This window comes from Pseudonocardia sp. P1, assembly GCF_000178675.2.
Classification (GTDB): domain Bacteria; phylum Actinomycetota; class Actinomycetes; order Mycobacteriales; family Pseudonocardiaceae; genus Pseudonocardia.
In genome coordinates, this window is the sequence record NZ_ADUJ02000001.1 from 3,919,887 (window position 1) to 3,939,109 (window position 19,223).

Below are 19,223 nucleotides of genomic sequence, written 5' to 3' on the forward strand. Positions count from 1 at the left end.
GCTCCCCCGGGGTCGGGCTGGTGCTGCCGGAGCAGCCGGTCCGCCCGGGGGAGCGGGCGCGGGACCAGCGTGCCTCCCGCGCCCGTCCCGCGGCCAGGGGTGTCCCCGAGATGTCGCACACATGTTCGACTCAGAGGTACGACAGCACCACGCCGAGTACCGACAGGGCGCCCCGGACGTGGTTCGCGCGGGTCCACCGCGGGGCGAACGCCGCCCACTCCCCGCCACGTTCCAGGGCGTCGTTGAGCGGGATGTTCACCGCCGCCGTCACGACGAACCCGGCGAGGACGGCGATCCCGGCCCCGATCCGCAGCGGCGCCCCGGTGAGCACCCCCGTCACCAGCACGGCCGCCGCCGCGACCGCGGTGCCCAGGAACAGCACGAGGAAGACCGGATTGACGATCGCCCGGTTCACCGCGCGCATCACCGCGGCCGCCTCCTGCTCCGGCCTGCGGCGCAGCGCCGGCAGCACCGCGACCGAGAACGCCAGGTAGACGCCACCGAGCAGGCCCGCGCCGGTCGCGGCGACGGCGTCGAGCGGGCTCACGACGCGATCCCCTTCGCCCACTCCTCCACGGTCAGGGCGTCCCCGGCGCCGGGGCGAGGGCCGTGCGCACGCACCCGGCCCTCGTTGAACGCGCGGTGCATCGCCACGTGCAGCCGGGCGGAGTCCGCCGGGAACCCGGCCTGCCGCAGGACCTGCTCCATCTCGTCGTCGGGGAGGCGGACGTAGGACAGGTCCGGCATCCCCAGTGCAGGTCCGAGCGCGGCGACGACCGCGGGCACCGTCCGGTCCGCCGCGCCCTGCACCTCCACGATCTCCGGCGCGTCCGCGTCGAGCAGCGCCGCCGCGGCGGCCCGGCCGACGTCGCGGGTCGCCACCATCGGCAGTGCGACGCCCGGGTCGATCGTGTCGGCGTGCACCCCGTGCGCCCGCATCGCGCCGACCGCGGCGAGGAACGTCTCGAGGAACAGTCCGGGCCGGATCCGGGTGACGCGGGCGTCCAGCGTCGCGAGCCGGGCCTCCTGGTCGTGCAGGGTGCCGAGGTACCCGGTCGCGGAGAGGTCCGGCCCGCCGGGGACCTCCGCGCCGAGCGAGCTCAGCGCGACCACCCGCGGCACCCCGCTGTCGCGCAGCCCGGCGACGACGGACTCACCGAGCCGTGCCTGGTGCGCCGCGTAGCCGGGCTCGGTGACGTCCAGCGGGAGCAGGACGAAGGCGGCGGCCGCCCCGTCGAACGCGCGGCGCAGGAACGCCGGGTCGCCCATGTCGCCGCGGAAGCCCGCGCCGCGGAAGCCCGCGCCGCGGGAGACCGCGCGGACCTCCACCCCGGCCGCGGACAGCTCCCGGACGACCTGCGAGCCCACGTTCCCGGTCGCGCCCAGAACGGTGATCATGACGTGCTCCTCTCGTCGGTGTCCGTCCACGATCACCGCGACCTTCCGGACGCAGAATCCTCAGCTGTCCACAATCGTTGCTCGAACGTCCACACCTGGGGACGGACTGTGGATGAACTGTCATGCTGTCCCGGTGTCCGCCGCACCGCCGTTCCCGGTCGCCGACCCGCTCGGCGAGGCGCTGCACGTCCTGCGCATGGACGGCGTCTTCTACTGCCGCTCCGAGCTGGGCGAGCCGTGGGGCATGACGCTGCCCGCGACGCCGGGCTGCCTCTGGTTCCACGCCGTCACCTCCGGTGGCGGACGGCTGACGGTCGCCGGCGACGGCGCGGAGCAGGCGCTGCGGCCGGGGGAGCTGGTCGTCGTCCCGCACGGGACGGGGCACGCGCTGCGGAGCGCCCCCGGCGTCCTCGCCCCGGACATCCGGTCCATCCCGCACCCGGTGATCGGCGGCCGCTACGGGCTGCTCCGGCACGGCGGCGACGGCCCGGTGACGCGGATGGTGTGCGGGGCGCTGCGGTTCGGGCATCCCGCCGCCCGCGATCTCGTCGACCGGCTCCCGGAGCTGTTCCGGATCGAACCGTCGCCACTCGGTGACCGGGTGCAGGACACGCTGCGGCTGCTCGCCGCCGAGGTCGAGGACGGTGGCCCCGGCAGCGACGCGGTGATCACGCGGCTGGCCGACGTGCTCGTCCTCCAGGCGGTGCGCGGCCGGCTGGAGCGCGACCCGGCGGCGCGCACGGGCTGGCTCGGCGCGCTCGCCGACGACCGGATCGGCCGCGCGCTCGCCGCCGTGCACCGCGAGCCCGAGCGGGACTGGACGGTCGCGTCCCTCGCGGCGACGGCGGCGATGTCCCGCTCGGCGTTCGCGGCCCGGTTCACCGAGCTGGTCGGTGAACCCGTGATGGCGTACGTGACGCGGTGGCGGATGCAGGCCGCCGTCGACGTCCTGTCGGGGGGTGATGCCACAGTGGCGCAGACCGCGCACCGGTTCGGCTACCGCTCCGAGGCGGCGTTCACCCGGGCCTTCGCGCGGGTGGTCGGGGAGCCCGCCGGGCAGGTGCGGCGCCGGGCGGCGACCCGCGGTCCCGCGGGGCTCGAGCTCCTCGCCGGCCCGGTCTGACGACACACCGGGGTGTCGTACACATGTTCGATGCAGGGGTGCTACGCTGCGACGACGCAGAGAGGGACGGGCTCGATCGCCCCGCATTCCGTTGTATCGGAGCGATCGTAGAGAGCGGTATGGCGCGGCATCGAAGGCTGTCGATGTCGTTGTCTGCACATATATCGGTGCAGCGCTAGAAAACGGTAGACAGCTCGATGGAGCCGTCGATGTCGTCGTATGCCGTTTTCTAGCGCTGACGCGAGAGTGCCGGAGAGAGCACGAGCGTCGGATTCTCTGCTGCGCTCTAGCGGCTCGGGTAGAGATGCGGATACAGCGCGATCACAGGTGGGCCAGCTTCTCCGGGTTCCGCACCGCGTAGACCGCGGTGACCAGGTCTGCGCCGTCGACCTCGGAGACCTCGATCAGGAACGCGGTGTCGACCGTGTCGCCGTCGCGCAGCAGGATCCCCGGGAGGCCGTTGAACACCCCGAACTCCGGTCCGGCACCCGGCAGCGGGTACCGGGTGAGCCCGACCAGCAGCCGGGCCACCCGCTCCCGGCCGTGCACCGGACGGCGCGCCGCCGAGACCTTCCCGCCACCGTCGGCGACCGAGACCGCGTCCGGGGCCAGCAGCGCCGTGACCCCGGTCAGGTCGCCGCCGAGCGCCGCCCCGACGAACGCCTCCGCCACCCGCCGTGCCCGGTCCGGCGGGACGGTGAACCGCGGCCGGCGCGCCCGCACGTGCTCGCGGGCCCGGTGCGCGATCTGCCGGACGGTGTCCTCCGGCCGGCCGAGGGTCTCGGCGATCTCGGCGTGGCCGAGGCCGAACGCCTCCCGCAGCACGAACACCGCCCGCTCGTCGGGGGACAGCGTCTCCAGGACCAGCAGCATCGCCACCGTCACGTCGTCGGTGCGCAGGACCTGCTCGTCCGCACCCGCAGGGTCGGTGGGCAGCGGTTCGGGCAGCCACGGACCGGGATAGGTCTCCCGGGTCCTGGCGGTGCTGCGCAGCCGGTTCAGCGCCTGCCGGGTGACGATCCGGGCCAGGTATGCCCGGGGATTCTGCACCGTGTCGTGGTCGACGGCGGTCCAGCGCAGCCAGGTGTCCTGCAGGACGTCCTCGACGTCGGCGACGCTGCCGAGGATCTCGTAGGCCAGCCGGAACAGCAGCCCGCGGTGCCGGTGGAACGCGGCGAGCGGATCGTCGTCGGGCCCGGTCACGCCACCCGCCCCCGGATCGCGCGCAGCGTGTACCGGCAGACCTGTTCCTTCACGACGGCGCCGGCCCGCCCGCCGATCGCGAGCCGCCGCGGTGCGTCCCGGCGGTCGACCAGCTGGACCAGACCCGCCCCGGGCCCGAGCGCGAGGCACTGTGCCTGGTAGCCGATCGACGCGACCGGTGCGGGCCGTCCGCGCAGACCTGCCCGGACGGTCCGCGCCACCGCCGTGCCGAGCGGGATGGCCGCCTGGCAGCTCGCCCGGACGAAGCCGACCTCCGGGGGCGCGGCGACGGCGTCCCCGGCCCCGACGACGCGCGGGTCCCCGACGCTGGTGAGCGTCGCGTCCACGCGGAGGCGGCCGCTGTCGTCCACCGGGAGGCCGCTGCGCCGCGCCAGGTCCGGGACGCCCGGCGCGGTCGCCCACACCACCACGTCCGCGCCGAGCCCCGTCGGGTCGTCGACGGCGGCGTGCTCCCGCAGGCCGATCCCCAGCTCACGCAGCCGCGCCCGCACCCGCTCCTGGCCCGGCGCGCCCATCCCGGTGGCGACCTCGCCGTCGGTCACGAGCCGCACGACCAGGTCGGGGCGGGCGGCGGCCAGCTCCGTCGCCGTCTCGATCCCGGTCAGACCGCCGCCGACGACGGTCACGACCGCACCCGCGCCGAGCCCGGCGACGGCGTCGCGCAGCCGGGCGGCCGCCTCCAGGGTGTCCACCCGGTACCCCGCGCCGGCGGGCCCGGTCGCACCGCCGCTGCCCACCGCGTACACCAGGCGATCGAACCGCAGCTCGCCGCCGTCGTCGAGGGTCGCGACGCCGTCACCGATCCGGGTCACCCGGGCCGTCCGCGTCCGGACCCGCGGGTCGAGGACCCGGGACAGCGGCACCGTCGCCGGCCCGCTACCGGCGACGAGCCGGTGCAGCCGGATCCGCTCGACGAACTCCTCCCGCGGGTCCACCACCGTCACCTCGGCCGCACCCGCCAGCCGGTTCGCCGCCGTCACACCGGCGTAGCCCGCCCCGACCACCAGAACCGCGTGTCCCATGACCGTCCCCTTCGCGCTCGTCGGACCGGCCGTGCGGTCGGTCGGGAACGGGACACCGGCCGGACCCCCGCCCGTGACGCGCTGTGCGGGGCGTCACACCCGCGGTCCGTGCCAGGGTGGGTCGCATGAGCGGTGTGGCGGTGGTGACCGGGGCCGGATCGGGCATCGGCGAGGCGGTGGCGCGCGGGCTGCTCGACGCGGGATGGCGGGTCGCGCTCGCCGGGCGTCGCGCCGACCGGCTCGACGCCGTCGCCGCCGGCCATACCGGCGCCCTCGCCGTCGCCACCGACGTCGCCGACCCGGACTCCGTCGCCGCGCTGTTCGCGGCGGTCCGCGAGCGCTGGGGGCGGGTGGACCTGCTGGTCAACAACGCGGGCACGTTCGGGCCCGGTGGCACCGTCGACGAGATCGCCGTCGACGCCTGGCGGGACACCGTCGGGGTGAACCTGACCGGCTCGTTCCTGTGCGCCCGGGAGGCCTTCGCGGCGATGCGGGCCCAGGACCCGCAGGGCGGCCGGATCATCAACAACGGGTCGATCTCGGCGCACGTCCCGCGCCCGGGCAGCGCCGCCTACACCGCCACCAAGCACGCGATCACCGGGCTCACGAAGTCGCTGTCGCTCGACGGCCGGGAGTTCGGGATCGCCTGCGGGCAGATCGACATCGGCAACGCGGCGACCGACATGACCGCGGGCATCGCGACCGGGGCGAGGCAGGCCGACGGCACGACGCGGCCGGAGCCGACCTTCGACGTCGCACACGTCGCCGAGGCCGTGACCTACATGGCGGGCCTGCCGCTCGGGGCGAACGTCCAGTTCCTCACGATCGCGGCGACGGCGATGCCCTGGCTGGCCCGCGGCTGAGGCGTCTCGTAGTGAGACGCTGCACGACGCCCCGCGCGGGGACAATGCGGCGATGACCCGGACGATGCACGTCCTGCGACTCATCGTGCACGCTCGCTCGCGGCAGCCGGTCCTGCTGCTCGGCGAGGCCGGTGGGGACCGCTGCGTCCCGGTCTTCCTGCGCCCGCCGCAGGCCGAGGTGATCGCCGCGGGCCGCCGCGACGACGCCGCGACCGCCCTCACCCAGGACGTCCTGCTCCCGGTCGTCGCGGCGCTCGGCCGCACCCTGGACTCGGTGGAGATCAGCGACCTCACCGACGGCGTCTACTCCGCCGAGCTCGTGTTCGACGGCGGCACCCGGCTGGACGTGAAACCCTCCGACGCGCTGGCGATCGCCGTCCGCGAGGGCCTGCCGATCGGCATGGCCGAGCACGTGCTCGAGGAGGTCGGCCAGCCGGTCGAGGACGTGCTGCCGCCGGAGTCCGAGGACGCGAGCGGGCTCGCCGCCCAGACCCGGGCGGCGACCGGCGGCGAGCCGTCCGATCCGCCGGAGCAGCAGATGCAGCAGTTCCGGGACTTCATCGACGAGGTCTCCCCGGACGACTTCAAGTAGGCCCGCTACGCGGCGGCCGCCGCGGTACCGAACTGGGTGTGGTGCAGCTCGGCGTAGCGCCCGTCCCGGGCCAGCAGCGTGGCGTGGTCACCGCGCTCGACGATCCGCCCGCGCTCCAGGACCAGGATCTCGTCGGCGTCGCGGACGGTGGACAGCCGGTGCGCGATCACGATCGCCGTCCGGCCCTCCAGCGCCTCGCCCAGCGCCGCCTGCACCGCCGCCTCGGACGTCGAGTCCAGGCTGGCGGTGGCCTCGTCCAGGACCACGATGCGCGGCCGGGCCAGCAGCACCCGGGCGATCGTCATCCGCTGCCGCTCGCCGCCGGAGAGCCGGTACCCCCGCTCGCCGACGACCGTGCCGAGCCCGTCCGGCAGCGAGGCGACCAGCTCCTCGAGCCGGGCCCGGCGCAGCGCGTCCCACAGCTGCGCGTCGGTGGCGTCCGGTGCCCCGATCCGCAGGTTCGCGGCGACCGTGTCGTGCAGCAGATGCCCGTCCTGGGTCACGAAGCCGACGGCGCGGTGCACCGACTCGCCGGTCAGCCCGCGGACGTCGGCCCCGCCGATCCGGACGGCGCCGGAGCCGGTGTCGTAGAGCCGGGCCACCAGCTGCGCGACCGTGGACTTCCCGGCCCCGGACGACCCGACCAGCGCGACCATCCGCCCGGGCGGGACGGCGAAGGAGACGTCGTGCAGGACCTGCTCGCCGCCACGGGTGTCCAGCGTCGCGACCTCCTCCAGCGAGGCCAGCGAGACCTGGTCGGCGGTGGGGTAGGCGAACGAGACGTGGTCGAACGCGACGCCGACCGGACCGTCGGGCACGGGGCGCGCACCGGGGGCGTCGGCGATCATCGGCTGCAGGTCGAGGACCTCGAAGACGCGCTCGAAGCTGACCAGCACGGTCATGATCTCGATCCGGGCGCCGGCCAGCGCCGTCAGCGGCTGGTAGAGCCGGGTCAGCAGCAGCGCGAGCGCGACGACGTCGCCTGCCGACAGCGCCCCGGACAGCGCGAGCCCGCCGCCGACGCCGTAGACCAGCGCCACCGCCAGCGACGACGCCAGGGTCAGCGCGGTCACGAAGATCCATTGCAGCATCGCCGAACGGACCCCGATCGCCCGGACCCGGTCGGCCCGCTCGGCGAACTCCGCCGACTCCTGCGACGGCCGCCCGAACAGCGTGATCAGCGTGGCACCCGGTGCGGAGAAGCGCTCGGTCATCCGGGTGCTCATGGCGGCGTTGTGGTCGGCGGCCTCCCGCTCGAGGGTGGCCAGCCGGCGTCCCATCAGCCGGGCCGGGACCAGGAACACCGGCAGCAGCACCGCGGCGAGCAGGGTGACCTGCCAGGAGATGGTGACCATCGCGCCGAGCGTCAGCAGCAGGACGACCAGGTTCGACACGATCCCGGACAGCGTGTCGGAGAACGCCCGCTGCGCGCCGAGGACGTCGGAGTTCAGCCGGGACACCAGGGCCCCGGTGCGGGTGCGGGTGAAGAACGCGACCGGCATCCGCTGCACGTGGTCGAACACCGTCGTGCGCAGCTGGTGGATCAGGCCCTCACCGAGGTTCGCCGACAGCCACCGGGTGACCAGGCCGAGCCCGGCCTCGGCGACGGCGGCGACCGCGATCAGCCCGGCGACGAGGGCCAGCACCGACAGCGCCTCGCCCCGGTTGATCGCGTCGGTGGCGCGCCCCGCCAGCAGCGGCGTGGCGACGGTCAGCGCCGCGCCCACCGTGCTCGCGACGAGGAACCAGCCCATCCGCCGCCGGTGCGGCCGGGCGAGGCGGACGATCCGGCGCAGGGTCTCGCCTGCCGGCCGGTTCTGCCGCCCCGGCTCGGAGCCGGCGTTGCGCATGGCCATGTAGATGCTCGCGTCCATGCGCCGGACGCTAGGACCTGGAGTTCACTTCAGGTCAAGAAGAAGCCCCCGCGGGGACGGGCTCCTCGTTCAGGTCGGGGAGCGTCCACGGCCGGACGACGAGCACGAGCGAGAGGCCCGCCAGCGCGACCGCCCCGAACATCGAGGCGCCCATCGCGGCCGCGTCGTTGCCGAGCAGGCCGACGACGGGCGACGTCGCCGCCCCGATGCCGAACTGCAGCGCGCCGAGCAGCGCCGCGGCGGTCCCGGCCGTCTCGCCGTGCCGGGCCAGTGCCAGTGCGGGCGCGTTCGGCATCACGAAGCCGCAGGCGAGCAGCAGGATCCACACCCCGGCCAGGACGGCGGGCAGGCCGCCGGTCCCGGTCGCCGTCAGCACGAGCAGGGCGATCCCGGCCAGCACGCCGGCGGCGATCCCGCCGGACAGCACCCGGCGCGGCTCCAGGTACCGCAGCAGCACCGGGTTCAGCTGGGTGCCGACGACGAGCCAGACCGCGCCGGCGCCGAACAGCAGCCCGAACGTCTGCTGGTCCACCCCGAACTGCTGCTGGAAGACGTACGACGCACCGGAGACGTAGCTGAACAGCGCACCCATCGCGAGGCCCGCCACGAGCACGAGCCCGACGAACGTCCGGTCCCGCAGGAGCATCCCGTAGGTCCGCACGGTGCTGCCGAACCGGGCGGGACGACGGCGGGACACCGGCAGCGTCTCGGGCAGGCCCGCGGTCACCACCGCCAGCATGACCAGCCCGTACCCGGCGAGGAACAGGAACACCCCGCGCCAGGACACCCAGGTGAGCAGGCCCGCACCGAGGGTGGGGGCCAGCACCGGCGCCGCGCCCATCACGAGCATCAGCCGGGACAGCATGGTCGCCGCGGCCCGCCCGGTGAACAGGTCCCGGACGATCGCGAGCCCGACGACCGCCCCCGCGGAGGCGCCGACGCCCTGCAGCACCCGCAGCACGGTGAGCAGCTCGACCGTCGGTGCGACCGCGACCAGGGCCGAGGCGAGCACGTGCAGCGCCGTCCCGGCCAGCAGCGGCAGCCGGCGTCCGTAGGCGTCGGACAGCGGCCCGATGAGGATCTGGCCGAGTGCGAGCCCGGCGAGCGTCCCGGTCAGGGTCAGCTGGACCGTCGTCCCGGAGGCGGCCAGGTCCCGTCCGACCTCGGGCAGTGCGGGCAGGTAGGTGTCGATGGTCAGCGGGCCGAGTGCGATCAGCGCGCCCAGGATGAGCGCGAGCCGTACCCGGCTCGGTGTGATGACGCCAGCGCTCACCGGTCTCCCCCTCGTGTGGCCACGACACGGTGCAACCTCACGAGGGGTGACCGGGATTCCGTCCCGGACTCGTCGATCCGGTGAGCGGTGTCACGCGGACGGGGTCGCTCCTACGCCGCGCGCCGGTGGCTGCCGGCGATCTGCCGGGTGGCGACGCTGATCCGGTTCCAGGCGTTGATCGTCGCGACCGTGGTGACGAGCAGCGCCAGCGCGCGCTCGTCGAACACCGCGGCGGCCTCCTCCCAGACGTCGTCCGGAACGGCGTCGGCCCGGTCGGCCAGCCGGGTCATCTCCTCGGTCAGCGCGAGCGCGGCCCGCTCCTCGCGGGTGAACCAGGGCGCCTCCCGCCAGGCCGCGACCGAGAACAGCCGCTCGGTGCGCTCGCCGGACTCCAGTGCGTCGTGCGAGTGCATGTCGACGCAGAAGCCGCAGCCGTTGATCTGGCTCGCCCGCAGCCTGACGAGCTCCTGGACGGTGTGCGGGAGGACGTCGTCGTCGCGGGTGGAGCGTTCCAGCGCCGAGAGGGCGCGGTAACTGTCCGGGACGTGCGAGTAGGGCTTGGGCATGCGCGGTTCCACGGTGATCCCCTTCGTCTCAGGTGGTCAGTGCGGCCCGGACGCGGTCGGCCGCACCCGGGGAGTGGCGGAGGACGTCGTCGCCGACGTCCGCGAGCGAGCGCGCCGCGAGCTCGCGGCGCCAGGCCAGCTCGGCCCGGCGCATGCTGAGCGAGAACGCGCACGAGCCGGAGTAGTCCGCGGCGGGGTCGCCGCCCGGTGCGGCGCCGAGGATCGAGGTGCAGCGGAACGCGTCCTCGGGACCCTCCAGCGCGACGACGACGTCGAGCAGCGACACCTCCTCGGGCGCGCGGACGAGCCGGAACCCGCCGCGCGGGCCGGGGACCGACTCGCACACCCCGGCCCGGACGAGCGCCTGCATCTGCTTGGTGAGGTAGGCGGGCGGCAGGTCGTAGAACGCCGCGAGCCGGGACCCGGGCACCGGCTCACCCGTCCACGCCAGGTTCAGGCAGCAGTGCAGCGCCCACTCGACGCCCTGGCCCATCCGCATGACCGGGACACTACATATCCCGGATATGCGATGTCCAGAATTACGGCGAGTGGTGATCCGTGCAGGTTCGATCGGTGCAACGAACGTGCGGCCGGATGACGCACGCATCACCAGATGTGATCGTCAGCTCTCGGTTCATGACGGCGCGATGACGCCGTGACCGATGAGGTAAGCGCGTGGTTACTTCTCCGCCGGATGTCTGGAAGTCCGGTTCGTGACGTCTCACGCTGGCCCGGCACCACCGCTCCCGACGAGAGGAACTCCCATGGACAAGCGTCGTGTCGCCGGACTGGCCGCCGCGGCCCTCGCCGCCCCGCTGGTGATGCTGGGCGTCACCGGCACGGCGAACGCCGCCGAGATCACCCCGATCGCCGAGTACGTCGACGACACCGTCGCCGACCTGTCGTCGACGGTCGGGGCCGTCGTCGACGCGCTGGGCTTCGAGGCCTGACGGCTCGTGAGTGGTTGTGGCGGTCAGGACCGCCACAACCACTCACGAGGGTCAGCCGGCCTCGACCTGCTCGGTCACCGACGCGGCCGGCGCGCTCGGCCCCGGTGCCCACGCCTCGTCGTCGAGCATCGGGCAGGCCAGCCAGTTCTCCGGGACCCCGAACGCGTCGACGAGGGTGCCGGCGTACGGCCGCAGCTCGGCGCACAGCTCGTTGACCAGCGGCCGGACCGAACGGGACTCGGCGGCGGTGAGCCGGCCGGTCTCCAGGTACCAGGCCCGCTCCCGGTCGATCACCGAGAGCACGTGCAGGTCGTACACGCGCTCCAGCAGCGCCCGCACCGCCGGGTCCGTGACCGTCTCCAGCTTGTCGGCGAAGGACTGCTCCACGAGCGTGTCGACGTGCGCCCGGGCCGCGAGGAGCAGCAGGTCCTGCGCGGAGTTGAAGACGGCGAACTCGTCGTTGCCCTTCCGCAGCGCCGGCGCCAGGTTCCGGATGGCGGTGGCCAGGGTGTCGTCGCGGCGCACCCGGAGCAGCTCGCGGCGGCGCTCCCGGTCGGTCAGGTCGATCCCGCGGAACGGCAGCCGCCGGGTCAGCGACGCCGCGCCGGTGTGCTCGGCGAACACCCCGGCCAGCTGGCGCCCCAGCAGCGGTGCGATCTCGAGCGGGTTCCCCTTCTTGATCGTCCGGCCGTAGTCGGAGAGCAGCTCCTTGGCCAGCAGCTGCAGCAGCACGGTGTTGTCACCCTCGAAGGTGGTGAACACGTCGGTGTCCGCCTTCAGGGCGGGCAGCAGGTTCTCCTCCAGGTAGCCCGCGCCACCGCAGGCCTCGCGGCAGGTCTGGATGGTGTGCGTGGCGTGCCAGGTCGCGATCGCCTTGATCCCGGCCGCGGACTGCTCCAGGGTCCGCTGCTCGCGGGCGCCGACCGGGCTCGCGCCGGGCGCCTGGATGTCGTGCATCCGCTTCACCAGGTCGTCCTGGGTGAAGTGCAGCGCGAACGTCGTCGCGAGGGCGGGCAGTAGCTTCCGCTGGTGGGCGAGGTAGTCGAGGACGGCGATCTCCTCGCCGGTGGCCGGGTTCGCGAACTGGCGCCGGCGCTCACCGAACCGCACGGCGAGGGTGAGCGCCTTCTGCGCCGCACCGCCGGCACCGCCGGCGACCGAGATCCGGCCGCGGACGAGCGTGCCGAGCATGGTGAAGAACCGGGCGGTCTCGTTCCCGATCGACGACGAGTACGTCCCGTCCTCGGCGACGTCGCCGAACCGGTTGAGCAGGTTCTCGCGCGGGATCCGGACCCCGTCGAAGCTCAGCCGCCCGTTGTCGACGCCGTTCAGGCCCGCCTTGCGGCCGTCGTCGCCGATGGTGACGCCGGGCAGCGCGTTGCCGTCGGCGTCGCGCAGCGGGACCAGGAACGCGTGCACGCCGGGCTTCTCGTCGCCCGTGACCAGCTGCGCGAAGACGACCGCCATGCGGCCGTCGCGCGCCGCGTTGCCGATGTACTCCTTGCGTGCCTGCGGGTAGGGCGTGTCGACGACGAACTCCCGGGTCTCCCGGTCGTAGGTCGCGGTGGTGTGCAGGTGCTGCACGTCCGAGCCGTGGCCGGTCTCGGTCATCGCGAAGCAGCCCAGCAGCTCGCCCTCGATGATCGCGCGCAGGTACCGCTCGTGGTGCCGCTCGGTGCCCAGCACCTGCACCGCGCCGCCGAAGAGCCCCCACTGCACGCCGGCCTTGACCAGCAGCGACAGGTCGCCGTACGCGAGCATCGCGAACGCGGTCACGACGCCGCCGACGTCGCCCTCGCCGCCGACGGCCGGGTCGAACCCGGTGTGCGGGCGGCCCGACGAGGTCAGGAACTTGAGCGCGTCGGTGATGTGCGCGCGGTACTCGGCCGAGGAGAGGTCCGGGTCGGCACGCATGTCGCCGCTCGCGGCGAGCTGCGCCCGGGTCTCCTCGCGGACCTGCGCCCACCGCCCGTCGACGACGGTGCGCAGCGTGCCGGCCGGGATCCGGTCCGGTGCCGGGATGGTGCTCCGGGTCATTGCTGAACCTCCTGCACGTGCGATGCCAGGCCGGAGAGTCCGGACCAGGCCAGGTCGGTGAGGTGTGCGGTGAGCCGTTCGCGGGTGGTGCCGTCCGGGCGGGCCAGCCAGTCGTCGGCCGCGCCGCGGACGAGCCCGACGATCGCGTGCCCCCAGAACCGGGCGGCCGCATGCCCGTCGGAGCCCTCGGTATGCAGGTTGTCACCGATCACCACGGCGATCTCGTCACCGATCACGGTCACCAGGTCGTTCACCGGATCGGGGGTCTCGGTGTCGGCGCTGCGCCGGTTGCCGTTGCCCTGGACGAGCAGCGGCCGGTGGACGACGAACCGGTAGAGCTCGGGGTCGATCTCGATGAGGCGCAGGTACGCGTCGACACCGGCGGCGACCGCGGCCCGCGGGCCGAGCCGGTCGTCGGACAGCGCCTCGCCCGTGGCGCGCCGCACCTCGGCGAGCAGTACTCCGGCCACCGACTCGCAGATCGCGGTGTACAGCCCGGCCCGGTCGCCGAAGTGCCGGTAGATCACGGTCTTGCTGGTGCCGGCCGCGGCGGCGATCTCGTCCATGCCGATGCCCGCGCCGGTCCGGCGGATGGCGGCGATGGCGGACCCGACGAGCTGGACGCGCCGCTCCTCGCGATGCGCGTCCCACCTGCTGTCCCGCTTGTCCCGTGCCATCTTCACGGAACCCATAGTACCGTGTACCTTGAGTACCGGCTACCCGGTGGTAGCGACGACTACCACTACCACCAGGAAGGACGACCCCCATGCCAGCCAGCACCCGGCGCGCCGCCGTCATCGGCGGCAACCGGATCCCGTTCGCCCGCGCCAACGGCGCCTACGCGAGCGCCTCGAACCTCGACATGCTCACCACGACGCTGGACGGCCTGGTGGCCCGCTTCGGGCTGGCCGGCGAGCGGCTCGGCGAGGTCGTGGCGGGTGCGGTCCTCAAGCACTCGCGCGACTTCAACCTCACCCGCGAGGCCGTCCTCGGGTCCCGCCTGAACCCGGCGACCGCCGCGTACGACGTCCAGCAGGCCTGCGGCACCGGCCTCGAGGCGACGATCGCCGTCGCGAACAAGATCGCCCTCGGGCAGATCGACTCCGGCGTCGCCGGCGGGGTGGACACCGCGTCCGACGCCCCGATCGCCCTCAACGACGACCTGCGCCGGATCCTGGTCAAGGTCAACGCCGCGAAGTCGGCGGCGGACCGGATCAAGCTCGTCGGGCAGCTGCGGCCGGGGCAGATCGTCCCGGACATCCCGGAGAACTCCGAGCCGCGCACCGGCCTGTCGATGGGCGAGCACGCGGCCCGCACCGCGCTCGAGTGGGGCATCGGCCGCACCGAGCAGGACGAGCTCACCGTGCGCAGCCACACGAACCTGGCCGCCGCCTACGACCGCGGGTTCTTCGACGACCTCGTCACCCCGTACCTGAAGCTGACCCGCGACGACAACCTGCGGCCCGGCTCCTCGGTGGAGAAGCTCGCGAAGCTCAAGCCGGTCTTCGGCAAGGGCAGCCCGGACGCGACGATGACGGCCGGCAACTCCACCCCGCTGACCGACGGCTCCGCGCTGGTGCTCCTCGGGTCCGACGAGTGGGCCGACGAGCACCGGCTGCCGGTGCTGGCTCACGTCGTCGACGCCGAGACAGCCGGTGTCGACTACGTGCACGGCCCGGACGGCCTGCTCACCGCGCCGGTGTTCGCCGTCCCGCGGCTGCTGGCCCGCAACGGCCTGTCCCTGCAGGACTTCGACCTCTACGAGATCCACGAGGCGTTCGCCTCGGTGGTCCAGGTCCAGCGCAAGGCCTGGGAGGACGCCCGGTTCTGCAAGGAGCGGCTCGGGCTCGACGCCCCGCTCGGCGCGGTCGACGACGCGAAGCTCAACGTCGCGGGCTCCTCGCTCGCGGCCGGGCACCCGTTCGCCGCGACCGGCGGCCGGATCGTCGCGACCCTGGCGAAGCTCCTGCGGGAGAAGGCCGACACCGAGAAGAAGGACCAGCGCGGACTCATCTCGATCTGCGCCGCGGGCGGCCAGGGCGTCGTCGCGATCCTGGAGGCGAAGAAGGCATGAGCAACGATCTCCTGGCGACCCTGTCGAACACCCCGATCGCGAAGCAGCTGGGGCTGCCCACGGTGCCGACCCTGCGCCGGCACCGCCCCGGCGACCCGCTGCTGGCCGGGCCGGTGCTCGTCACGTCCGTCGGAGCCGGCCGGTTCGCGGAGCCGGTCGCCGCGTTCGTGGAGGAGAACGGGCAGCAGGCCGTCACCGAGCCCGGGGACGAGAAGCTGCACGGCGTCGTCGTCGACCTGTCGGGGGCGAGCACGCTCGCCGACCTCGCGGCGGCCCAGCAGCTCCTCACCCCGGCGGTGCGGAAGCTCGGCCCGTCCGGCCGGCTGCTGCTGGTCGGTGCCGAGCCGGGCGAGGCGACCGGAGCCGAGGCGGCGGCCGTCGCGCAGTCGCTCGACGGGCTCGTCCGCTCGATCGGCAAGGAGCTCCGGTCCGGCGCCACGGCCAACCTGATCGTGGCGGGCGCGATCGCGTCGCCCGCGGCGGTCGACTCGTCGGTGCGGTTCTTCCTCTCCGCCCGCTCGGCCTACGTCGACGGCCAGGTCGTGCACGTGGGCGAGCAGGTCGGCACCCCGCGGGAGCCGGCCGAGGTCGACGACCCGCGCGCCGAGGAGCAGCCACTCGCCGGGCGGATCGCCGTCGTCACCGGGGCCGCCCGGGGCATCGGCGCGGCCATCGCCGACACCCTCGCCCGGGACGGCGCGCGGATCGTCGCCGTCGACGTCCCGGCGGCCGGGGAGGGCCTCGCCCGGACCGCGAACCGCACCGGCGGAACGGCACTGCAGCTCGACATCACCGCCGCCGACGCGGCCGACCGGCTGCTCTCGCACCTGGCCGACCGGCACGGCGGCGTCGACCTCGTCGTGCACAACGCGGGCATCACCCGCGACAAGCTGCTCGCGAACATGACCTCCGACCGCTGGAACTCGGTGCTCGGGGTCAACCTGGGCGCCCAGCTGACGATCAACGAGGCGCTGCTGGCGCCGGGCTCCCCGCTGCACGAGTCGGGCCGCGTCGTCTGCGTGTCGTCGCAGTCGGGCATCGCGGGCAACCGGGGCCAGACCAACTACGCCGCCTCCAAGGCCGGCGTGATCGGGATGGTCCACGCGCTCGCCCCGCGGTTCGCCGAGCGCGGCGCGACGATCAACGCCGTCGCACCCGGGTTCATCGAGACCGACATGACGGCGAAGATGCCCGTCGCCACCCGCGAGGGCGGCCGCCGCATCAACTCGCTCAAGCAGGGCGGGCTGCCGGTCGACGTCGCCGAGGCCATCGGCTGGTTCGGCCGGGCCGAGTCCGGCGGGCTGAACGGCCAGGTCGTGCGGGTCTGCGGCCAGTCGATGCTGGGGGCCTGAGATGACCGTCTCCCCGACGGCGGCAGGGACCGGCCGGACGGTCACCGAGCTCTCCGGCCCGCCCGCGCTCGGCCCGCTCTACGCCTCGGCCGCCGCCGGGGCGGTGCTGCCGGGTGGCGGCGGCGGTGAGCTCCCCGCACGGGAGATCGTCCGGCGCGGGATCACGGTGGACCCCGAGCACCTCGCCGACTACGCCCGCGTCTGCGGGTTCCGGGTCGGCGACGCCCTCCCCGTCACCTACCCGCACATGCTGACCTTCCCGCTGCAGGTCGTGCTGATGGCCGAGCGGTCGTTCCCGCTCGCCCTGCCCGGGATGGTGCACGTCGCCAACCGGATCACGGTGCACCGGGCGGTCGCGCCGTCGGAGACCCTCGACGTCCGGGTGTACGCCGACCGGTTCACCGCGCACGCCAAGGGCGCCCAGGTGGACCTGATCGGCGTCGTCTCCGCGGGCGGCGAGGTCGTCTGGGAGGGGCGCAGCACCTACCTGGCGCGCGGGGCGAAGGCCCCCGCGGGGGCCGCGGGCGAGGACATCGCCGAGCCGGCCGCCCCGACCGGCACCGCGAGCGCGCTGTGGCGGATCCCGGGCGACACCGGACGCCGGTACGCCGCCGTCTCCGGCGACGTGAACCCGATCCACCTGCACCCGCTCACCGCGAAGGCCATGGGCTTCCCGAGAGCGATCGCGCACGGCATGTGGACGGCCGCGCACGCCGCCGCGTCGCTGGAGGGCCGGGTCCCCGACGCGTGCACCTACGACGTCGTCTTCCGCAAGCCGGTGCTGCTCCCGGCGACGGCCGAGCTCGTCACCGAGCGGGACGCGAACGGCGCGTGGGGACTCGCGGTCCGCAGCGCGAAGAAGGCGGAAAAGCTGCACCTGATCGGCCGGATCTCCGGGTAGGCAGGACACGACCCGGCCGGGTGGGCAGGTACCGCTCCCCCGGTCGGGTGGTTCTGGATCGGTCCATGAGCCGGTTCAGCAACGTCACCCCGGTGACGGACGTCCATCTCTATGCCCACCATTCGTCACCTGACACCCGCGAGGAGGCCACGATGAACGAGGACGGCACCACCACCGAGACCGACGAGCAGCACGACGACGAGACGCACATCGTCCGCGGACTCGACTGAGGCGGAACCACGCAGTACCGGTAGCTCGCCCGGCGGCGGTGGAACCCACCGTGGGCACGGGCCTGCACGGGGTGCGCGCAGAACCTCGATCAGGAGCTGCGCCGCCCGGACCGTGCGCCCGCCCCGGGCCGGCCCCTCTAGGGTCGGGCCATGCTGGTCGAGCGCATGCGCCCGTTCACCTCCACGATCTTCACCGAGATCTCCCGCCTCGCGGTCGAGACCGGTGCGATCAACCTCGGTCAGGGTTTCCCCGACACCGACGGCCCCGCCTCCCTGCTCGCCGACGCCGCCGCGAACATCACCGAGCGCGGCGCCAACCAGTACCCGCCCGGCCCGGGCGTCCCGGCACTCCGGCAGGCGGTCGCCGACCACCAGCGCCGCTTCCACGGCCTCGACGTCGACCCGGCCGACGTCGTCGTCACCACCGGGGCCACCGAGGCGATCGCCTCGACGCTGCTCGGGTTGTGCGAGCCGGGTGACGAGGTCGTCGCGTTCGAGCCGACCTACGACTCCTACGCCGCGTCCGTCGCGCTGGCGGGCGCCACGCTGCGCCCGGTCCCGCTCCGGCCCCCGCACTTCGGGTTCGACGACGACGAGCTCGCCGCCGCCTTCTCCGACCGCACGAGGGTCGTGCTGGTCAACACCCCGCACAATCCGACCGGCACCGTGTTCACCGCCGAGCAGCTGACCCGGATCGGGGAGCTCGCCGTCGCGCACGACGCCGTGATCGTCACCGACGAGGTCTACGAGCACATGACCTTCGACGGCGCCCGGCACGTCCCGATGGCGTCGCTGCCCGGCCTCGCCGACCGGACCCTGACGATCTCCTCGGCCGGGAAGACGTTCTCCGTCACCGGCTGGAAGGTCGGCTGGGTGCACGGCCCGCCCGGGCTGGTCGCCGCGCCGCGGGCGGTCAAGCAGTTCCTGACCTTCCACGGCGGCGCGCCGCTGCAGCCGGCCGTCGCGGACGCGCTGGCGCTCGGCGACGACTTCTATGTCTCGATCGGTACCGAGCTGACCCGCAAGCGGGACCTGCTCTCGGCGGGGCTGGCCGACGCCGGGTTCGACGTCCTCACCCCGCAGGGCACCTACTTCGTCGTCGCCGACCCGACCCCGCTCGGCTACGACGACGGCGTCGACCTCGCCTGGAAGCTGCCCGAGCTGTGCGGGGTCGCGGCCGTCCCGGTCTCGGTGTTCTGCCAGTCCGAGGCGGGCGCGGCGGCGACCCGGCCGCTCGTGCGGTTCGCGTTCTGCAAACGCGACGAGGTGCTCACCGAGGCCGTCACCCGACTCGCCACGCTGAAGGAGGCCCGCTCGTGAGCTCCCGCCACGTCGGCGTCGTGATCGCCGCTCCGCCGGAGACCGTGTACGCCTGGGTGCGCGACCCCCGGAACCTGCCGCGCTGGGCGGCCGGCGTCGGCGACCGGGTCGAGGAGCGCGACGGGCGCTGGATCGTCCCGGGCGGCCCGCTGGGGGAGGTCGAGTTCCGGTTCGTGCCGGAGAACGACTGGGGCGTGCTCGACCACGAGGTGGTCCTGCCGTCGGGCGAGGTCGCCCACAACCCGCTGCGGGTCGCACCGCACCCGGACGGCTCGGAGATCGTCTTCAGTGTGCGGCGCGCCCCGTCGGCGACGGACGCGGACGTCGAGCGGGACGTCGCCGCCGTCGTCGCGGACCTGGAGCGGCTGCGCGACCTGCTGGAGGTCACGCCCCCGCCCGGACCGACCACCTGACCGGGCCCCGG

20 protein-coding genes are annotated in these 19,223 nt (G+C 74.2%); 10 read left to right on the plus strand and 10 right to left on the minus strand.

From position 1 onward, the window contains the following. Nucleotides 1–130: 130 nt before the first annotated feature. Complete coding sequence (locus PP1_RS18045; protein WP_010243637.1) at nucleotides 131–547, minus strand: anthrone oxygenase family protein; 417 nt, start codon at nucleotides 545–547, stop codon at nucleotides 131–133. Further along, nucleotides 544–1,398 (minus strand): NmrA family NAD(P)-binding protein, encoded by an 855-nt coding sequence (locus PP1_RS18050; protein WP_050802586.1) that lies wholly within the window; start codon nucleotides 1,396–1,398, stop codon nucleotides 544–546. The genes PP1_RS18045 and PP1_RS18050 overlap by 4 nt, the downstream gene beginning before the upstream one ends. A 133-nt stretch (nucleotides 1,399–1,531) precedes the next feature. On the opposite strand from PP1_RS18050, the gene PP1_RS18055 reads away from it, so the two are divergent. Then, a complete protein-coding gene (locus PP1_RS18055; protein WP_010243635.1) occupies nucleotides 1,532–2,521 on the plus strand; it encodes an AraC family transcriptional regulator in 990 nt (329 codons plus the stop codon). Nucleotides 2,522–2,842: 321 nt separating this feature from the next. On the opposite strand, the gene sigJ is transcribed toward PP1_RS18055, so the two are convergent. Together sigJ and PP1_RS18065 are read right to left on the minus strand one after the other, a co-directional pair. Further along, nucleotides 2,843–3,724, minus strand: coding sequence for an RNA polymerase sigma factor SigJ (gene sigJ, locus PP1_RS18060; RefSeq protein WP_010243634.1), 882 nt, complete (start codon nucleotides 3,722–3,724; stop codon nucleotides 2,843–2,845). After that, nucleotides 3,721–4,767, minus strand: a complete 1,047-nt coding sequence (locus PP1_RS18065; protein ID WP_075314830.1) for an NAD(P)/FAD-dependent oxidoreductase — start codon at nucleotides 4,765–4,767, stop codon at nucleotides 3,721–3,723. Before PP1_RS18065 ends, sigJ begins: the two co-directional genes overlap by 4 nt. A 125-nt stretch (nucleotides 4,768–4,892) precedes the next feature. Between PP1_RS18065 and PP1_RS18070 the strand changes: the two genes are divergently transcribed. Next, entirely contained in the window at nucleotides 4,893–5,630 is a 738-nt protein-coding gene (locus PP1_RS18070; RefSeq protein WP_029240124.1) for an SDR family oxidoreductase, read from the plus strand. A 52-nt stretch (nucleotides 5,631–5,682) separates the two neighbouring features. Continuing rightward, nucleotides 5,683–6,222, plus strand: a complete 540-nt coding sequence (locus PP1_RS18075; protein WP_010243631.1) for a bifunctional nuclease family protein — start codon at nucleotides 5,683–5,685, stop codon at nucleotides 6,220–6,222. Nucleotides 6,223–6,227: 5 nt separating this feature from the next. On the opposite strand, the gene PP1_RS18080 is transcribed toward PP1_RS18075, so the two are convergent. From PP1_RS18080 to PP1_RS18095, 4 genes are all read right to left on the minus strand, one after another. Continuing rightward, nucleotides 6,228–8,096 (minus strand): ABC transporter ATP-binding protein, encoded by a 1,869-nt coding sequence (locus tag PP1_RS18080; RefSeq protein ID WP_010243630.1) that lies wholly within the window; start codon nucleotides 8,094–8,096, stop codon nucleotides 6,228–6,230. A gap of 34 nt (nucleotides 8,097–8,130) precedes the next feature. Next, nucleotides 8,131–9,369, minus strand: coding sequence for a multidrug effflux MFS transporter (locus tag PP1_RS18085; protein WP_010243629.1), 1,239 nt, complete (start codon nucleotides 9,367–9,369; stop codon nucleotides 8,131–8,133). Nucleotides 9,370–9,479: 110 nt separating this feature from the next. Next, nucleotides 9,480–9,935: a carboxymuconolactone decarboxylase family protein gene (locus PP1_RS18090; protein WP_010243628.1), complete on the minus strand. Its 456-nt coding sequence runs from the start codon at nucleotides 9,933–9,935 to the stop codon at nucleotides 9,480–9,482. Nucleotides 9,936–9,963: 28 nt separating this feature from the next. After that, complete coding sequence (locus PP1_RS18095) at nucleotides 9,964–10,434, minus strand: RrF2 family transcriptional regulator (protein WP_010243627.1); 471 nt, start codon at nucleotides 10,432–10,434, stop codon at nucleotides 9,964–9,966. Nucleotides 10,435–10,699: 265 nt separating this feature from the next. Between PP1_RS18095 and PP1_RS18100 the strand changes: the two genes are divergently transcribed. Continuing rightward, a complete protein-coding gene (locus tag PP1_RS18100) occupies nucleotides 10,700–10,885 on the plus strand; it encodes a hypothetical protein (protein WP_010243626.1) in 186 nt (61 codons plus the stop codon). 51 nt (nucleotides 10,886–10,936) lie between these two features. On the opposite strand, the gene PP1_RS18105 is transcribed toward PP1_RS18100, so the two are convergent. Then, the gene (locus PP1_RS18105; protein WP_010243625.1) at nucleotides 10,937–12,922 is read right to left on the minus strand and encodes an acyl-CoA dehydrogenase family protein; all 1,986 of its coding nucleotides are present in this window, start codon (nucleotides 12,920–12,922) and stop codon (nucleotides 10,937–10,939) included. After that, the gene (locus PP1_RS18110) at nucleotides 12,919–13,599 is read right to left on the minus strand and encodes a TetR family transcriptional regulator (protein WP_249266120.1); all 681 of its coding nucleotides are present in this window, start codon (nucleotides 13,597–13,599) and stop codon (nucleotides 12,919–12,921) included. The genes PP1_RS18105 and PP1_RS18110 overlap by 4 nt, the downstream gene beginning before the upstream one ends. Nucleotides 13,600–13,688: 89 nt before the next feature. Here PP1_RS18110 and PP1_RS18115 point away from each other — a divergent pair, with 89 nt between their 5' ends. From PP1_RS18115 to PP1_RS18140, 6 genes are all read left to right on the plus strand, one after another. Next, nucleotides 13,689–14,996: an acetyl-CoA C-acetyltransferase gene (locus PP1_RS18115; protein WP_010243623.1), complete on the plus strand. Its 1,308-nt coding sequence runs from the start codon at nucleotides 13,689–13,691 to the stop codon at nucleotides 14,994–14,996. Next, complete coding sequence (locus PP1_RS18120; RefSeq protein ID WP_010243622.1) at nucleotides 14,993–16,348, plus strand: 3-oxoacyl-ACP reductase; 1,356 nt, start codon at nucleotides 14,993–14,995, stop codon at nucleotides 16,346–16,348. The genes PP1_RS18115 and PP1_RS18120 overlap by 4 nt, the downstream gene beginning before the upstream one ends. A gap of 1 nt (nucleotide 16,349) precedes the next feature. Beyond that, nucleotides 16,350–17,249 (plus strand): MaoC family dehydratase, encoded by a 900-nt coding sequence (locus tag PP1_RS18125; RefSeq protein ID WP_010243621.1) that lies wholly within the window; start codon nucleotides 16,350–16,352, stop codon nucleotides 17,247–17,249. Between the two features lie 65 nt (nucleotides 17,250–17,314). Beyond that, complete coding sequence (locus PP1_RS18130; RefSeq protein ID WP_010243620.1) at nucleotides 17,315–17,479, plus strand: hypothetical protein; 165 nt, start codon at nucleotides 17,315–17,317, stop codon at nucleotides 17,477–17,479. A gap of 150 nt (nucleotides 17,480–17,629) precedes the next feature. After that, nucleotides 17,630–18,799: a pyridoxal phosphate-dependent aminotransferase gene (locus PP1_RS18135; protein ID WP_010243619.1), complete on the plus strand. Its 1,170-nt coding sequence runs from the start codon at nucleotides 17,630–17,632 to the stop codon at nucleotides 18,797–18,799. Beyond that, nucleotides 18,796–19,212: an SRPBCC family protein gene (locus tag PP1_RS18140; RefSeq protein WP_010243618.1), complete on the plus strand. Its 417-nt coding sequence runs from the start codon at nucleotides 18,796–18,798 to the stop codon at nucleotides 19,210–19,212. The genes PP1_RS18135 and PP1_RS18140 overlap by 4 nt, the downstream gene beginning before the upstream one ends. The last annotated feature ends 11 nt before the right edge of the window (nucleotides 19,213–19,223 follow it).